The sequence below is a fragment of the Aquibacillus kalidii genome (genome assembly GCF_014280935.1).
GTDB classification, from domain to species: domain Bacteria; phylum Bacillota; class Bacilli; order Bacillales; family Amphibacillaceae; genus Aquibacillus_D; species Aquibacillus_D kalidii.
Genome location: NZ_JACLZI010000066.1, coordinates 64,449 through 80,463 on the forward strand (window position 1 = coordinate 64,449; position 16,015 = coordinate 80,463).

10 protein-coding genes and 1 riboswitch are annotated in these 16,015 nt (G+C 38.4%); of the genes, 8 read left to right on the top strand and 2 right to left on the bottom strand.

Annotated features, from left to right (window positions below; translation table 11 throughout):
- Positions 1-111: 111 nt before the first annotated feature.
- Positions 112-753 (top strand): GTP pyrophosphokinase, encoded by a 642-nt coding sequence (locus tag H7K77_RS20660; protein ID WP_186580865.1) that lies wholly within the window; start codon positions 112-114, stop codon positions 751-753.
- 63 nt (positions 754-816) lie between these two features.
- A riboswitch (cyclic di-GMP riboswitch) is annotated at positions 817-907 on the top strand.
- A gap of 68 nt (positions 908-975) precedes the next feature.
- Positions 976-1,959 (top strand): HD-GYP domain-containing protein, encoded by a 984-nt coding sequence (locus H7K77_RS20665; RefSeq protein ID WP_186580867.1) that lies wholly within the window; start codon positions 976-978, stop codon positions 1,957-1,959.
- A 396-nt stretch (positions 1,960-2,355) separates the two neighbouring features.
- Here H7K77_RS20665 and H7K77_RS20670 read toward each other — a convergent pair whose 3' ends face one another.
- On the bottom strand, positions 2,356-5,574 hold the full coding sequence (locus H7K77_RS20670; RefSeq protein WP_186580869.1) for a DEAD/DEAH box helicase: 3,219 nt from the start codon (positions 5,572-5,574) through the stop codon (positions 2,356-2,358).
- A 279-nt stretch (positions 5,575-5,853) separates the two neighbouring features.
- On the opposite strand from H7K77_RS20670, the gene H7K77_RS20675 reads away from it, so the two are divergent.
- The gene (locus H7K77_RS20675; RefSeq protein WP_186580871.1) at positions 5,854-7,443 is read left to right on the top strand and encodes a peptide chain release factor 3; all 1,590 of its coding nucleotides are present in this window, start codon (positions 5,854-5,856) and stop codon (positions 7,441-7,443) included.
- Between the two features lie 141 nt (positions 7,444-7,584).
- Here H7K77_RS20675 and H7K77_RS20680 read toward each other — a convergent pair whose 3' ends face one another.
- The gene (locus H7K77_RS20680; protein ID WP_186580873.1) at positions 7,585-8,364 is read right to left on the bottom strand and encodes a FixH family protein; all 780 of its coding nucleotides are present in this window, start codon (positions 8,362-8,364) and stop codon (positions 7,585-7,587) included.
- Between the two features lie 358 nt (positions 8,365-8,722).
- On the opposite strand from H7K77_RS20680, the gene uvrB reads away from it, so the two are divergent.
- From uvrB to H7K77_RS20705, 5 genes are all read left to right on the top strand, one after another.
- Positions 8,723-10,705 carry an excinuclease ABC subunit UvrB gene (gene uvrB, locus H7K77_RS20685; protein ID WP_186580875.1) on the top strand — a complete coding sequence of 661 codons (1,983 nt, stop codon included), beginning with the start codon at positions 8,723-8,725 and terminating at the stop codon, positions 10,703-10,705.
- A 6-nt stretch (positions 10,706-10,711) separates the two neighbouring features.
- Positions 10,712-13,585, top strand: coding sequence for an excinuclease ABC subunit UvrA (gene uvrA / locus H7K77_RS20690; RefSeq protein WP_186580877.1), 2,874 nt, complete (start codon positions 10,712-10,714; stop codon positions 13,583-13,585).
- Between the two features lie 156 nt (positions 13,586-13,741).
- A complete protein-coding gene (locus H7K77_RS20695) occupies positions 13,742-14,095 on the top strand; it encodes a YojF family protein (protein WP_186580879.1) in 354 nt (117 codons plus the stop codon).
- Between the two features lie 24 nt (positions 14,096-14,119).
- Positions 14,120-14,776: a bacillithiol biosynthesis deacetylase BshB2 gene (gene bshB2 / locus H7K77_RS20700; RefSeq protein WP_186580881.1), complete on the top strand. Its 657-nt coding sequence runs from the start codon at positions 14,120-14,122 to the stop codon at positions 14,774-14,776.
- Positions 14,777-14,912: 136 nt separating this feature from the next.
- Positions 14,913-16,004, top strand: coding sequence for a DUF4097 family beta strand repeat-containing protein (locus tag H7K77_RS20705; protein WP_186580883.1), 1,092 nt, complete (start codon positions 14,913-14,915; stop codon positions 16,002-16,004).
- The last annotated feature ends 11 nt before the right edge of the window (positions 16,005-16,015 follow it).

Below are 16,015 nucleotides of genomic sequence, written 5' to 3' on the forward strand. Positions count from 1 at the left end.
TGTTTTTTATCTTATCGTGACAAAATAAGGAACTTTATAAATGGACATCCCATTCTCGTCACTTGGTGATATACTAATTGAAGGTTAGTTTTCTTAGAAGGGTGAAGTTGTATGAGTAAAATGGAAGAACAATTTAATGAATGGAAAAATGGTTTGTTAATCTATAAATTTGCATTAGATGAAATAAATACGAAATTAAACATTTTAAATGAGGAATTTCAATTCATTCATAACCATAATCCAATCGAACATATTAAATCACGAATAAAAACACCTGAGGGAATTATTAAAAAGTTAAAGCGAAAAGAGTTACCAATTACACTTGCTAATGCACGTGAAAATGTGAATGATATTGCTGGAATTCGGATCACGTGTTCCTTTGTTTCGGATATTTATAAGATCTATGAATTAATTAGTTCACAGGATGATATTAAAGTTATTTCAGTAAAAGATTATATAAGAAATCCAAAACCTAATGGTTACCGTAGCTTTCATTTGATTTTGGAGGTGCCTGTTTTTCTTGCGGCATCAACAGAACTAGTAAAGGTTGAAATTCAAATTCGTACGATTGCCATGGATACGTGGGCAAGTCTGGAGCACAAAATTTTTTATAAATTTGACCAGGATATCCCGGATGTTCTGAAAAATGAGTTGAAATTAGCAGCAGATACAGTCTGTGAACTAGATGAAAAAATGGCTAGTATTAACAAAGAAGTGGATAAGATTAAATTGACGACTAGTACGCCTGTATAATTTTGGATAGTGTTTTGCATTTGAATAGTACAAGTAGATACAGTATGATTATTAGAATAATAGGTATGCTAAAGGCAAACTATTTGAAAAAATAGGACGCAAAGCTAGGGGTCTAAGGTTGATTTATATTGACTAGGATAGCCCGGTTTCCATAGAATTTTTGGTTATCCACTCGGGATAACCATTTTGCTTCTAGTGGTTTATTGTATGGAGGGGAAAGAGTTGCGGTTGATTAAAATGACTGACTATAACTATCGGACAATGGTATTAGGACAGCCAATATATGATTCTAAGAGAAGGATATTATTAACAGCAGGAAGAACTATTGATCCTAAGATCAAGGATCGTCTCCTTGATCTTGGTATTAGTTATATTTTTGTGGAGGATGAAGTGTCCAAGGGTATAGAATTAGATGATATGTTAGATATGCCGACTTGGACGGAAGCAATAAAGGATGTACAAGAATATCATGAACTTGTTCGGGATAATAAAAAAGCGGATATAAGGAAAATTCAAGAGGTGGCAAAGAAGCTTACGAATGAAGTGAAGGGCCGAGTAATGCTTGTCTTGATTCCATCTGGAGCGATTGCCAAAGAGTTACATCTTTATGCGCATTCTGTTAACGTAGCAATCCTATCTTTATTAACTGCTAAAAAATTAGGTTATAGTGACATTCGTCTTAAGGACCTAGCGGTTGGAGCCCTGCTTCATGACGTTGGTAAGATGCTGACACGAGACTATGACAAGCATAGTGAGAGCGGATTTAATCATTTGCGTTTTGTTAGTCAAATGAGTATTGTATCAGCACACATTGCCTATCAGCATCATGAAAAGGTTGATGGAACTGGATCTCCGAGAAAAATAGCGGGTAAGGACTTCATAGAGGTAGCGCAAATTTGTGGCGTGGCAAATCTGTATGAGAATTTGATTACGAAAGAAGGCATGCCACCGCATGAGGCGATGGAAGGAATCATGGCTGCTTCCGATATCTATTTTGACCATCACATCGTCCAAAGCTTCACCCATGCTGTTCCGACCTATCCGCCTGGAACAAGAGTCATCGTCGACAATCAATATCCATCAATTGTTACAAAAGTTGATAAGCATTTTCAGAGACCGGTTGTGAAAATTTTAGCTGATGATAGGGTGGTAGACCTTGCAGAGGTACCAACCGTGATGATTAAGCCTGATTTAACAGCTAGTTAAAATACGGATGTTTTAGAGGTGCTGCTAGCGTTGCTAGTAGCACTATTTTTTTGTTGGTTAGCCGTGATGAGTGTGGACGGAGCTTTCTTTTACTAAAGAAGAAGAAGCTGTTGTGCTGGACATAATTGAGAGCTAGAGTTTGTGTGCAGATGAAAAGGAGGAACACCAAAAAGCGCAACGAGAGCATCGATTTTTCAAATGAAAGCAACTACACCAAATATCGAAACATAATTCCAACCCCAACGAAAAGAAAAATCCCCACCTATCCAACGATAAGTAAGGATTCTATTAAAACTAGTTTACATTAAGATGATAATTAAAACCACCCAATACCAATGCAATCATTACCGCTAACATGTAATGCACATCAAAACTTTTCTGCAGTTTCAACGAATTTTAAACCTTTACCTGCAGTAACTCTCTAATTTCTTTTTCAGATAGCTTAGAAAGCATTGTTTCTCCAGGTTGGATAATTTGATCGACAAGCTCTCGTTTCTTTTGTTGTAGCTCGTAAATCTTCTCCTCAATGGTTCCCTCGGTGATCAATCTAATAACCTGCACAACGTTTTTCTGGCCAATTCGGTGTGCACGACCTGCTGCTTGCTCTTCTATCGCAGGGTTCCACCATAAGTCGTACAAAATAACGGTATCTGCTCCGGTTAAGTTTAGACCAGTTCCACCAGCCTTAAGGGAAATAAGAAATACAGATTTTTCACCTTCATTGAAGGCATCTACCATTTCCATTCGCTTTGCCGATGGGGTAGAACCATCGAGATAGAAGGTTTCGTATCCTTCTTTTTCGAGTTGACCATTGATCATCGAAAGCATACTTGAAAACTGAGAAAAGATAAGCGTACGCTTGCCGTTTTGTTTAAGCTCTTCTAGTAACTCTTTTAATTGTTCTAGTTTACCGGACTTGCCTGTATAGTTTTCTAAAAATAACGACGGGTGACAACAAATTTGACGAAGTCTTGTTAGTCCAGCAAGGATTTCTAACTTGCCGCGTTCAAATCCTTTTTCCTGAATCGTTTGTTTTAATTGTTCTTGCATTTGTTCTAAATAGGCTAAATATACTTCTTTTTGATTTTTCGTTAAGTCAGAGTACTGGACCGTTTCAATCTTGTCAGGCAATTCTTCCAATACATCCTTCTTAACCCTTCTCAAAATGAATGGTCGCGTTATTTTGGCAATATAAGCTGGTTCTAAATTTAAAAAGGACTTTTTATTGCCAAATAAACCAGGTGATACCGTATAAAAGATTGACCATAGCTCTTCCAAAGAGTTTTCAATTGGTGTACCACTAAGCGCAAATTTCTTAGTTGCCTGAAGAGAACGGACTGCTTTTGCTGTTTGGGTTAAATGATTCTTAATCGCTTGAGCTTCATCAAGGATTAACGCATCAAAGGAGCTCTTTTCATATAAATCGATGTCTTGTCTTAACGTTGGATATGACGTGATAAAGATATCCACATCCTGACTAGACTCAATTAGACGTTGACGATGATCTCTTGTCCCAGTTGCGACACAAACGCGAACATGTGGTGCAAACTTTTCAAATTCTTTCTTCCAGTTGTACAAGAGTGATGCAGGAGCAACGACAAGTCCACGGAAGCTGTCTCGTTCCTCCATTTCTGATACGAGATAGCTAATCGTTTGCAAGGTTTTACCAAGACCCATATCATCGGCTAATATGCCGCCAAGATGGTAATGGGAAAGGGATTTTAACCACTGAAAGCCGACAAGTTGATAGTCTCTTAACTCTGCGTTTATAGAAGAAGGAAGAGAAAAATCTAGTAGGCTAGGCTGCTTTAACTCTGTCAGTAACCTCTGGAATGACTCTGAATAGCGTGCAGATTTAGCATTTAGAGCTTCTTCTACTTGAAAGCTTCTGGCAGCAGGTAACTGTAAATGGCCGTCCTCGATTTGTTTTTTTGTTAATTGTAATTGATCGGCAAGCTGATAAAAAGATTGGTATTCTTCCTCTTCTAATGAAAGCAAGGCACCATTTGGGATTCTGTAATAGTTTTTCTTCTCCACCATTGCTTGTAACACGTTCTGTATATCTTTTTCTGAGATGCCATCCATATCAAAATAGATATCAAGCATCCCACTCTTCTGATCTAAGTTAATCGTAGACACTAGAGGAGACCTAGTAGGTCCTCCAATCATTGCTTTTACTTGTGTAGAAGTATATACAGTTGCTTTTTCTTGAAGGACAGAAAGGGTCTCCTGTAAAAATTGATAGATGGCTGCGTTATTAAAAAGTTGAAACTGACCGTTTAAGAAAGTAAAGCCAGATTTTTGCAAAAGTTGCTGAATCTCGTTTTCTTTCTCGCTATCTCGTTTGATGATTTTATCGGATTGCTGGCTCTTAGAGAACGGTTCAATGATAGTATCCCCGTATTGATAGGATAGCTTTGCAGTCAACGTATCTCGTGATTCATCTAAATAAACTTTAGCCTCCAACGGTTTCAAGACGACTTTATCCTTTGTTTTTTCAGTAAATTTCACTTTACCGATTGCCTCTAGCTTAGGAACTACGTCCGCAACGAAAGGATTAATCTTATCCTTAGGAATCGTGTGTGCTTGCTTGGTCCGGTATGGTAATAAACTAAATAGTTGTTCCATAATGCTTTGTTGCTCTTTTTGGATTTTATAAAAAATCCCTTGCTTAAATAAATAATGATAGTTTTCCAAATACGTAAACGAAGACAGAGGTGAGATATCGATCGTATAAGAGTCATCTTCATCCTGATCTAACAAAAAATGAAGATGATTGATGTTATCGGTAATTTTTATGCCTCTATTAATTTCTCCATCGTATCCTTTATAATAACAATTTTCATTTCTACTAAGGATTTCAAGAATTTCATCTGCACCGCTCGGTTGAAGTGTAATCGTGCGCTTATCTTGTAGTGGATTGGAGAATGAATTCTCATACAGTGATTCACTGTCATAAGCAGTAATAAGTGCATGGATAATATCCTGATCGTCCTCGGTAAAATAATGTTGACTTGGATCATAAGAAAAGGTTGGCGTAATTTTATAGACTTTTGCCTTTTTTATATGCAATAGTAATTCTCGAATGTTTTTAATAATGTAGGTTTTCTTTGTACCCAGCTTTAGTTCGACTTCTAAAAAGGATTTTGAATTATGTGGATTGATTCTTAATCCAATTGTATATTCCACAACAATTTGTTCTTGTTTTCCCGGTGAAGATTTCGGATCCGAACGAAACGCATCAATCATTCTTGTCGTAAACGTATCCTTCTGTTGCGGAACGACACTAGTCTCGATTGGATCGTCATGGTCCTCTCGTAATTTATCCCACGAATCCTGACCTATCGCTAGGAGAACAGCAGCAATATGCTTACAAGTAAAGTGAGTTGCGTAAGCCGGACAATCACAGCTACCTTCTAGCTCATCATCTTCAAAAAAGAAAATCCGCACGCTATATGTCTCGGTCCCTTTTACTTGTCCGCGCCAAGAGTTAATAGTTGGGTTATAGCTTAAGCCGAAAACTCGGCCTTTTTTGTAATAGTCATAGCCACGTTTATAAAAACGTTCGCCAGTTATGCGAACGATATCTTGTTTATCAATAAAAAAGGTGCGCATTGGTTATCCCTTCCTTTTAAAACCTATCCTTATATTATAACAAATTTTCGCTTCTAATAGGTAACAGCCTTTCCTATTTGCCATATAATTAATAGTGTAGTTGACTTTATTACGGAGATCATGCTATTTTTACTATCGTGAATAAAATATTAATCGACTAATCATATATAATGGATATAAGTTTTTATTAAAGGAGAAATAGGACCGATGTGAAACTAAAATCCCGTCTGTTTGGAAGGAAATTAACTTTAAATATAATAGTGGAAGGGATTTTTTTTGATGAGTATAAAAGATGAAGCACAAAAACGTAAAACGTTTGCGATTATTTCGCACCCGGATGCTGGTAAAACGACGTTAACCGAAAAGCTATTATTATTCGGAAACTTGATTCGATCAGCTGGAACAGTGAAAGGTAAAAAATCAGGTAAGTTCGCAACGTCTGACTGGATGGAAATTGAAAAACAACGTGGAATTTCTGTTACGTCAAGTGTAATGAATTTTCCTTATAAAGACTATAAAGTCAATATTCTTGATACACCTGGACACGAAGATTTTAGTGAAGACACATATCGTACCCTAACAGCAGTTGACAGTGTTGTCATGATTATTGATGCGACTAAAGGGATTGAAGCACAAACGATTAAACTTTTCAAAGTCTGCCGTATGCGTGGAATTCCGATCTTTACGTTTATTAATAAGATGGACCGTGAAGGTAGAGAGCCTTTGGAATTACTGGAACAAATAGAGGAAGTATTAGATATTGAAACATATCCAATGAATTGGCCAGTAGGAATGGGGAAGCGTTTCTTAGGTATTTTTGACCGCCACAATGAGCAATTTGTAAAATTCAACGGGAATGAAGAAGAAACATACATTCCATACGCTGACTTAGATAATCCTGAATACCAGGAGTTAGTTAATCATCCAACCTATCAGGAAACGTCTGGTGAGTTAGAGTTGTTAGATGAAGCAGGGGACCAGTTCTCGCTTGAGTCTGTTCTAAAAGGCGAACAAACACCTGTATTCTTTGGTAGTGCGTTAGCCCCATTCGGTGTGCAAACGTTTTTTGATACGTTTGTAGAAATGGCACCAAATCCAACGCCAAGAAAAACTACAGAGGGGTTAGTCAGTCCTGAAAATGAAGAGTTTTCTGGATTTATTTTCAAAATTCAAGCTAATATGAATCCTGCCCACCGTGACCGTGTTGCGTTCCTACGCGTATGTTCAGGAAAATTTGAGCGTGGTATGACCGTTAAATTAGCCCGAAATGATAAAACGCTAAAGCTATCTCAAACACAGCAATTCGTGGCATCCTCACGTGACACCGTTGAGGAAGCTTACCCTGGTGATATTATCGGGATTTATGATCCTAACGCTTACCGAATTGGTGATACGTTGATGGAAGGGAAGAGTAGTTTTGAGTATGATGAACTACCACAATTCCCGCCAGAGCTGTTTAAGCGTGTAACGGCTAAAAACGTAATGAAGGCGAAGCAATTTAAAAAGGGAATTGAACAACTCGTACAAGAAGGTGCGATTCAGTTATTTAGAGGTCATCCTATGGAATCCTATATCATTGGTGCAGTTGGTGAACTTCAATATGAGGTTTTCCAATATCGGATGAAGAATGAGTACAATGTTGAAGTTGTGCTGGAATCAATCGGGGAACGTATTCCTCGTTGGTTAAAAACAGATCAAGTTGACACCTCTTTATTTGATGAGCGAAATATGCTCGTTAAGGATCGTGAAGATGAGTTCCTTGTCTTATTTAAAAATGACTTTGCATTGCGATGGTTCCAGGATAAACATCCTAAGATTGAATTGATCGATCTGTTTGAAGTGAATAAATATGATCAAAGCTACGCTTAAAAAATAAAGGCTGTTGCGAGGGGACTTCCCTTCGTAACAGCCTTATTTACATGGGGAATAGATTCTGTATGAGTCTTTATATTGAAACCAAATAAAAAGGACCTTGCTACAACAAAGGTCCAGGTAAACACTATCTCCTAGTTATTCCACTGTCACATGAAACTCCTTATGATCATGGAGTTCATCTTTCTTTACGTGAACAGTAATTAAATATTCTCCACTATAACCAAAAGTAACATCCCCAACATATTGATTATTGTCAGTTTCCTCTAAATCAACCCAAGAGCCATCCTCTTTTTCTGTATGACTTATTTGTAAGGATATGGCTGCATCTGTCAGTGTTTGATCGTTATTCGTTACCTTCACGGAAAAGCTTTGTCCTTGATGGGGAGTAATTGAATCTGGATGGTCCAACTCAATTGCTAACTCACTATCATGATGGCTATGCTCTTCTGAAGAGGAGCTTTCAGCATGTGCGTCATCATGGTGTTGTGTAGCTTCAGACTCTTCAGTTGCTGAATCAGATCCCACTAGAATCTCAGCTTTAGGCATTGTATGCATTCCACGGGCTGTGACATGTGATTGGACAGTGTACGTGCCAGGTTGATCAAATGTTGTATGTAATACATAGACACCATCGCCTTTGAACTCGGATTCTATCATTTCACTTTCTTCTTTTAAACCATCTTTCCATACTTCAAACATAACTTCATCTGCATCATCTACGAAACTATCTGCTTGTGTTACAGTTACTTTAACACTTGTCTCGGCACCAATCTCAGCCGTTTCTGGTGCGTGAAGCTGTGCCTCAATAGAAGCAAGTGCTTCCTCGTCTTGACCTCCGTCTGAGTGGTTATCTTCAGCCTGTCCACATGCACTTAACAAACTAATCGTCAATATTAAGAGTAATATATTTTTCAAAATAAACTTCCTTCCTAAAATCAGCTTAAATATCTCTATCTCATTATAATTAATAACTATTTATTCCACAATGTATAGGAAGTAGAAAAAGAAAACGCACCCAATCATATTCCTAAAAAAATACAACAATACATGGTAATCTAAAAAAGAATGAAGAAATTCAGTATTTACTGCTTGTTATTTTTATAGTAGGAAATACTGTTTATCATATCTAAATTACTGATGCTTGAAAGTTTGACTAACCTTCAAGGCCAAACGAACTAATTAAGAAAAATAAACGAATGTTTGTTCGTGTTATTTAGAAATATATAGTATAATAGGATAAACTATTTTTAATAGAGTGAACGGAGGTTGCATCGTGGATAATAAATTTCAATTAGAATCTAAATATCAACCACAAGGAGATCAACCAAGAGCAATTGACGAACTAGTGACGGGAATCCAATCAGGGAAGAGATGTCAGACACTCTTAGGTGCGACAGGAACGGGTAAGACGTTTACTATGTCTAATGTTATAAAGGAAGTTAATAAGCCGACATTAGTAATTGCCCACAACAAAACATTAGCAGGCCAGTTGTACAGTGAATTCAAGGATTTCTTTCCAAACAATGCGGTTGAGTACTTTGTCAGTTACTATGATTATTACCAACCAGAAGCATATGTACCATCAACAGATACATTTATTGAAAAGGATGCAAGCATTAATGACGAAATTGATAAGCTCAGACACTCTGCCACCTCTTCTTTATTTGAACGTAACGATGTATTGATCGTAGCGAGTGTATCTTGTATTTATGGCTTGGGTTCTCCAGAAGAATACCGGAATCAAGTGTTATCGATTCGGGTTGGAATGGAAAAGGATCGGGACGAGCTACTCCGAAACCTTGTAGATATACAGTATGCGAGAAATGATATTGATTTTCAACGCGGTACTTTTCGTGTCCGTGGTGATTCTGTGGAAATTATTCCAGCATCACGTGAAGAGCACTGTGTGCGCGTGGAATTTTTTGGTGATGAAATTGATCGTATTCGAGAAGTGGATGCATTAACAGGTGAAATCATCGGTGATCGCGAGCATATTGCTATTTTCCCTGCTTCCCACTTCGTAACTGGTGAAGAAAAACTTAAAGTCGCGATGAAAAATATTGAAAAGGAACTCCATGAACAATTGAAGGTGTTCCGTGAACAAAACAAGTTACTAGAAGCACAGCGACTAGAACAGCGGACGAATTATGACCTAGAGATGATGGGCGAAATGGGGTTTTGTTCAGGAATTGAAAACTATTCTAGACATCTAACTTTAAGAGAATCCGGTTCTACACCATATACACTATTAGATTACTTTCCAGATGACTTTCTTATTGTTGTTGATGAGTCGCACGTTACACTTCCACAAGTTCGTGGTATGTATAACGGGGACCAAGCTAGAAAGAAGGTATTAGTCGATCATGGGTTTAGACTGCCTTCTGCAATGGATAATCGTCCGTTAACGTTCACAGAATTTGAGAAGAAAGCAGGTCAGATGGTGTTTGTTTCGGCGACACCTGGTCCATATGAATTAGAGCATACGCCTAAAATGACCGAGCAAATTATACGGCCTACAGGGTTGCTTGACCCTGAGATTCAGGTTAGGCCAATTGAAGGTCAAATAGATGATCTGATCGGAGAGATCAACGAACGGGTCGAACGAAATGAAAGAGTCTTGGTAACAACACTTACGAAAAAAATGTCAGAGGATTTAACAGATTACTTAAAAGAAGTCGGGATAAAGGTTGCTTATTTACATTCGGAAATTAAGACACTAGAACGTATTGAAATTATTCGAGACCTACGTGTTGGAAAATATGATGTTCTCGTCGGGATCAACCTTTTGCGAGAAGGACTCGATATTCCAGAGGTGTCACTTGTTACGATATTAGATGCCGATAAGGAAGGATTTTTACGTTCCGAACGTTCGTTAATTCAAACAATCGGTAGAGCAGCACGAAATCAAAATGGACAAGTTATTATGTACGCAGATAGAATGACAGATTCGATGATAAAAGCAATCGATGAAACAAACAGGCGTCGTGAGAAACAAGAGGCTTATAATAAGGAACATGGTGTGACGCCGACTACCATTAAAAAAGAAGTGCGTGATGTTATTCGTGCTACAATGGCAGCAGAAGATACGGCAGAGTATAAAGAGGATAAACCGAAAGTCAGCAATTTAACGAAGAAAGAAAAAGACAAGTTAATTGCGGAAATGGAAAAAGAAATGAAGCAGGCGGCAAGAGATCTAAATTTCGAAAAAGCAGCTGAGCTTCGTGACTTAGTTTTAGAACTAAAAGCGGAAGGGTGACCGTGAGTGGCTAAAAAGGCAATAACGATTAAAGGTGCACGTGCACACAATTTGAAAAATATTGATGTCGATATACCTAAAGATAAATTAGTTGTGTTAACTGGATTGTCTGGCTCTGGGAAATCTTCGTTAGCATTTGATACGATTTACGCTGAAGGGCAACGTCGTTACGTAGAGTCACTGTCTGCCTATGCCAGACAGTTTCTCGGGCAAATGGATAAACCAGATGTAGATGTCATAGAAGGTTTATCCCCAGCGATTTCTATTGATCAAAAAACGACTAGTCGAAACCCAAGGTCTACTGTCGGTACTGTAACTGAAGTTTATGATTATTTGAGACTATTATATGCTAGAGTGGGACACCCTACTTGTCCAAAGCACGGTATTGAGATTACCTCGCAAACCGTTCAACAAATGGTGGATCGTATTTTCGAGTACCCAGAAAGAACAAAGCTCCAGGTTTTGGCGCCAGTTGTCTCTGGTCGAAAAGGTGAACATGTAAAAGTGTTGGAAAGCTTAAAACAGGAAGGGTATGTTCGTGTTCGTGTTGACGGGGAAATGCGTGAAGTAACAGAAGAGATAAATTTGGAGAAAAACAAAAAGCACTCGATTGAGGTTGTTGTTGACCGGATTGTTGTAAAGGATGGAATCTCGGCACGTCTTACAGATTCCCTTGAGACAGCTCTCCGTTTAGGAGAAGGAAAGGTTATTGTCGACGTAATAGGGGAAGAGGAGCTCATGTTTAGCGAGCACCATGCTTGTCCGATTTGTGGATTTTCAATCGGTGAGATGGAGCCTCGACTATTTTCTTTTAATAGTCCATTCGGTGCATGTAGTCGCTGTGATGGATTAGGTTCCCAGCTTGAAGTAGATTTAGAACTAGTCATTCCTGATTGGGACCTTTCATTAAAAGATGGAGCGATTGTAGCTTGGGAACCAACTAGCTCTCAATACTATCCAAAATTATTGGAGAGTGTTTGTACTTTTTATGGAATTGATATGGAAGTACCAGTTAAAGCTTTACCGAAAGATCATATCGATAAAATATTGAATGGTAGTGGCAAAGATAAAATATTCTTCCGCTATGAAAATGATTTTGGTGTAGTAAGGGAAAATGAAATTATATTTGAAGGTGTACTTGCAAATATAGCGCGTCGCTATAAAGAAACGAGCTCAGATTTTATTCGCGAGCAAATGGAAAAATATATGGCACAGAAACCTTGTCCAAAATGTAAAGGATACCGGTTAAAAGAAGAAGCTAGAGCGGTTTTAATTAACGGGTTACACGTTGGACAAGTTACAGAGATGTCTGTAGTAGAAATTAATCAATTTTTTGAACAAGTACCATTGAGTGAAAAAGAGAGAACAATCTCTAAGATGATTATAAAAGAAATCAATGATCGGTTAACGTTCTTAGTGAATGTTGGATTGGATTATTTGACACTTTCCCGAGCAGCTGGAACGTTATCCGGTGGGGAAGCCCAACGTATCCGACTCGCTACCCAAATCGGTTCTGCCTTAACGGGTGTTCTTTATGTACTGGATGAGCCGTCGATTGGACTTCATCAAAGGGACAACGATCGACTAATTGGAACACTACAACGGATGCGTGATTTAGGAAATACGTTGATTGTAGTAGAGCATGATGAGGATACGATGCTTGCTGCAGACTGGTTAATCGATATTGGACCAGGTGCAGGAGAACATGGTGGACAAATAGTGGCTAGTGGTACGCCAGCGAAAGTGATGAAGGATAAAGCATCGTTAACAGGACAATACCTTTCTGGTAAGAAATTTATTCCGTTACCAATTGAAAGAAGAAAACCAGATGGGCGATTCCTAGAGGTCATTGGAGCGGAAGAGAACAACCTGAAAAAAGTAGATGCAAAAATCCCGATTGGAATGTTTACTGCTGTTACAGGTGTTTCTGGATCAGGGAAAAGTACCTTGATCAACGAAATTCTTCATAAAGGGCTGTCCATGAAGCTTCACCGTGCCAAACAGAAGCCAGGAAAGCATAAAACGATCAAGGGCATTGACTATCTAGAGAAAGTGATTGATATTGACCAGTCTCCTATTGGACGTACTCCTCGTTCAAACCCTGCCACGTATACAGGTGTTTTTGACGATATTCGAGATGTTTATGCGCAAACTAACGAAGCGAAAATTCGTGGATATAAAAAAGGGCGGTTTAGCTTTAATGTCAAAGGCGGACGCTGTGAAGCATGTCGTGGGGATGGAATATTAAAAATTGAAATGCACTTTTTACCAGATGTGTATGTACCTTGTGAAATTTGTGATGGCAAACGATACAACCGCGAGACGTTAGAGGTAAAATACAAAGGGAAGAACATTTCTGATGTACTAAATATGACCATTGAGGAATCATTAGACTTTTTTGCCAACATTCCTAAAATTAAACGCAAGCTCCAAACCGTTTTTGACGTAGGATTGGGCTATGTACGCTTGGGACAACCCGCAACAACCTTATCCGGTGGGGAAGCACAACGGGTGAAACTAGCCAGCGAACTGCACAGACGCTCTAATGGTAAAACCTTGTATATCCTGGATGAGCCAACTACAGGCTTACACGTTGACGATATTTCTAGGTTATTAGAAGTGTTGCAGAGGTTAGTAGAAAATGGAGATACCGTCCTGATTATTGAACACAATTTAGATGTCATCAAGGCTGCCGATTATTTAATTGATCTTGGCCCAGAGGGGGGAGATCGCGGTGGACAAATCATTGCAACAGGTACGCCAGAGGACATTGCTGAAGAACCAATGTCTCACACTGGCACATACCTTAAGCCCATTTTGGAACGCGATCGCAAACGAATGGGAGAAATATTGCAAACTAAAGAAAAGGTTAAACAATAAATTAGATATGGAAGGCTGTCTCTCATCGCTAGAGGCAGTCTTTTTTTGATGCTCAAACTTTTGACGGTTTTATAGTTTTTGGTTATGGTTAAATCAGGAGTTGTTATCATGTTCGAAGTTGTTACTCGAACTTTATAGAAAGAAGGTAAAAATAAAATGGAACCGATAGATATTAATAAAGTTCAGACAGAATTAGAACGTTTTTTGAATAAAGATGTGTATGTTCACTTAGAAACAACCAATGGTGCATATGCTAGCCATTTTGATGAAAAGGCGTATAACGTAGGTGCTTTTATTCGGAATGCAAAGGTGAATTATAATCATGCCAAAATCGTCGGAAGTGGCAACGCATTTCGTGTTGGGTTAAAGCTAGACTTAGGCTGGGTTTATGCAGAGGGTGTCAGTCAATATGAAGTAGATGAAAAAAATCGCTTACTAATGGCAGGGCATGATAGAGAAGGTAGATTAATGGTTGCTTTAGAAATAAGTGAAACCCCGTTTAAGAATTAAACGTAAAAAAGGAGTAATGAAACGATGGAAAAACATGTAGTCTTAATATACCCACATCCTGATGATGAAGCGTTTGGAGCATCTGGTACAATAGCAAAATTTCGCAATGAAGGTGTACCTGTGACATATTTATGTGGAACCCTCGGTGAAATGGGACGTAATATGGGTAATCCAACATTTGCAAATCGGGAAACATTACCGGAAATTCGTAAAAAAGAATTAATAGATGCTTGTAATGTTTTAGATGTAGATTTACATATGTTAGGATATCGGGATAAAACACTAGAATTTGAATCAAGACAGGAAATCGCTGAACATCTAAAAGGCATCTTGGAAGAGATAAAACCAAGTCTTGTAATCACCCATCATCCAGAACAAGCGGTTCACCCTGATCACAATGCACTTGGAGCAGCTGCAGTTGAGGCAGTTCGATTGATCGATGAATCAGAGCGTCCAAAGTTATGGGTTCAAGCTATTAGTCAAAATCATGTAGAAGTACTAGGCGATCCAGATATCGTCCTTGATATCACACCATTTTTTAAAACAAAAATGGATACCATTCTTGCTCACCGTTCGCAAGCTCAAGGTGTACTTGGGAGTATGGATAAGGAAAAGGTTGATATGGAGGAAATCGCAAAGCATCGCTTAGGTACTGAACGATTTTACACTTGGAATTTCTAGAAAGGCTCAGTCTTCGTCATCTTTACGAAGATTGTAGTTTTGTTATGCTAGCAATCTTTTTGATTGTGATAACAAAGGTCTGGTTTAGGACCTGATAAGAAATTCCCTTTTCATAGATATGAAAGGTGGGAAAGCCATGCAAGAAGAACGTAAAAAGATTTTAAAAATGGTTGAGGATGGCATTATTAGTTCAGAAGAGGCTGAAGAAATCTTTGATTCTTTAGACAAAGCCGAACAGGCAAAGTATCAGCAGGTCTCGCAGCATGTCGATTGGGATCAGGCAGAATCAAACTCAAACTACTATCAGAAGCAAGCTAAATCAGGTACAACCGCAAAGAAACTTCTAGGTTTTATAGAAGAGGCATTTAGCAAAATAAAAAATGTTGACCTGGACTTCAACTTTGGTACGCATACAAAAGTGTCTCATATTTTTCAAAGTCAACAGCCTGAAATTGAAAAGGTAGATGTTGATATTTCGAACGGTAACTTGCAAATAGTTCCATGGGATGAACGGGATGTCCGTATTGAATGTGAGGCAAAGGTTTACCAGGAAAGTAAGCTTGATGAAGCAAGAAAGAGGTTTTTGTCTGACGTAGAATTTCACCTGGATAATGGAATCCTTCGTTTTTATATTCCATCCAAGCAGTTGAAAACTGATGTAGTGATACGAATTCCGGAGCTTCTGTATGACAAGGTAACCATAAAATTGTTTAATGGTTCTATTGATGTGGAAAATTTACAAGTGAAGCAATTCAGAAGTAAAACGACGAATGGTGCCATCACCCTGCAAGGGATAAGTGGCGAAACCTATATGGTAGAAACAGCAAATGGATCAATTAAAGTGGAGCAAGCAGTACTGAAAGAATTAGAAGCCGAAACGATTAACGGCTCGATTCATCTTAATGGTGAATTCGATCACGTCGATGCACAAGCCGTGAGTGGCAGTATTCATACGATGTGGAATGGAATCGAAGCTAAATCTGGATTTTTTAAAACAACAACAGGCAGCATCCGACTCCATCTACCACAAAGGTTGAAGGTTGATGGAAAGCTTGCCACAAACATCGGCAGTATCCATTGTAATTTTTCCGATTATAAAGTGATCGAAAAGAAAAGTGAAATGATGAGAAACCTACTTCATTTTGAAGCAAATAGCGAAATCGAACAGTTACTTCATCTTGAAGCAGAAACAAAAACAGGATCGATTTGGATGTTGCCGAACGAATAAAGGAGGAATTC

Coding starts and splice junctions, on each gene's coding strand:
- H7K77_RS20660 (WP_186580865.1), top strand. CDS start 112: ATGAGTAAAATGGAAGAACAATTTAATGAATGGAAAAATGGTTTGTTA.
- H7K77_RS20670 (WP_186580869.1), bottom strand. CDS start 5,574: ATGCGCACCTTTTTTATTGATAAACAAGATATCGTTCGCATAACTGGC.
- H7K77_RS20675 (WP_186580871.1), top strand. CDS start 5,854: ATGAGTATAAAAGATGAAGCACAAAAACGTAAAACGTTTGCGATTATT.
- H7K77_RS20695 (WP_186580879.1), top strand. CDS start 13,742: ATGGAACCGATAGATATTAATAAAGTTCAGACAGAATTAGAACGTTTT.
- bshB2 (WP_186580881.1), top strand. CDS start 14,120: ATGGAAAAACATGTAGTCTTAATATACCCACATCCTGATGATGAAGCG.
- H7K77_RS20705 (WP_186580883.1), top strand. CDS start 14,913: ATGCAAGAAGAACGTAAAAAGATTTTAAAAATGGTTGAGGATGGCATT.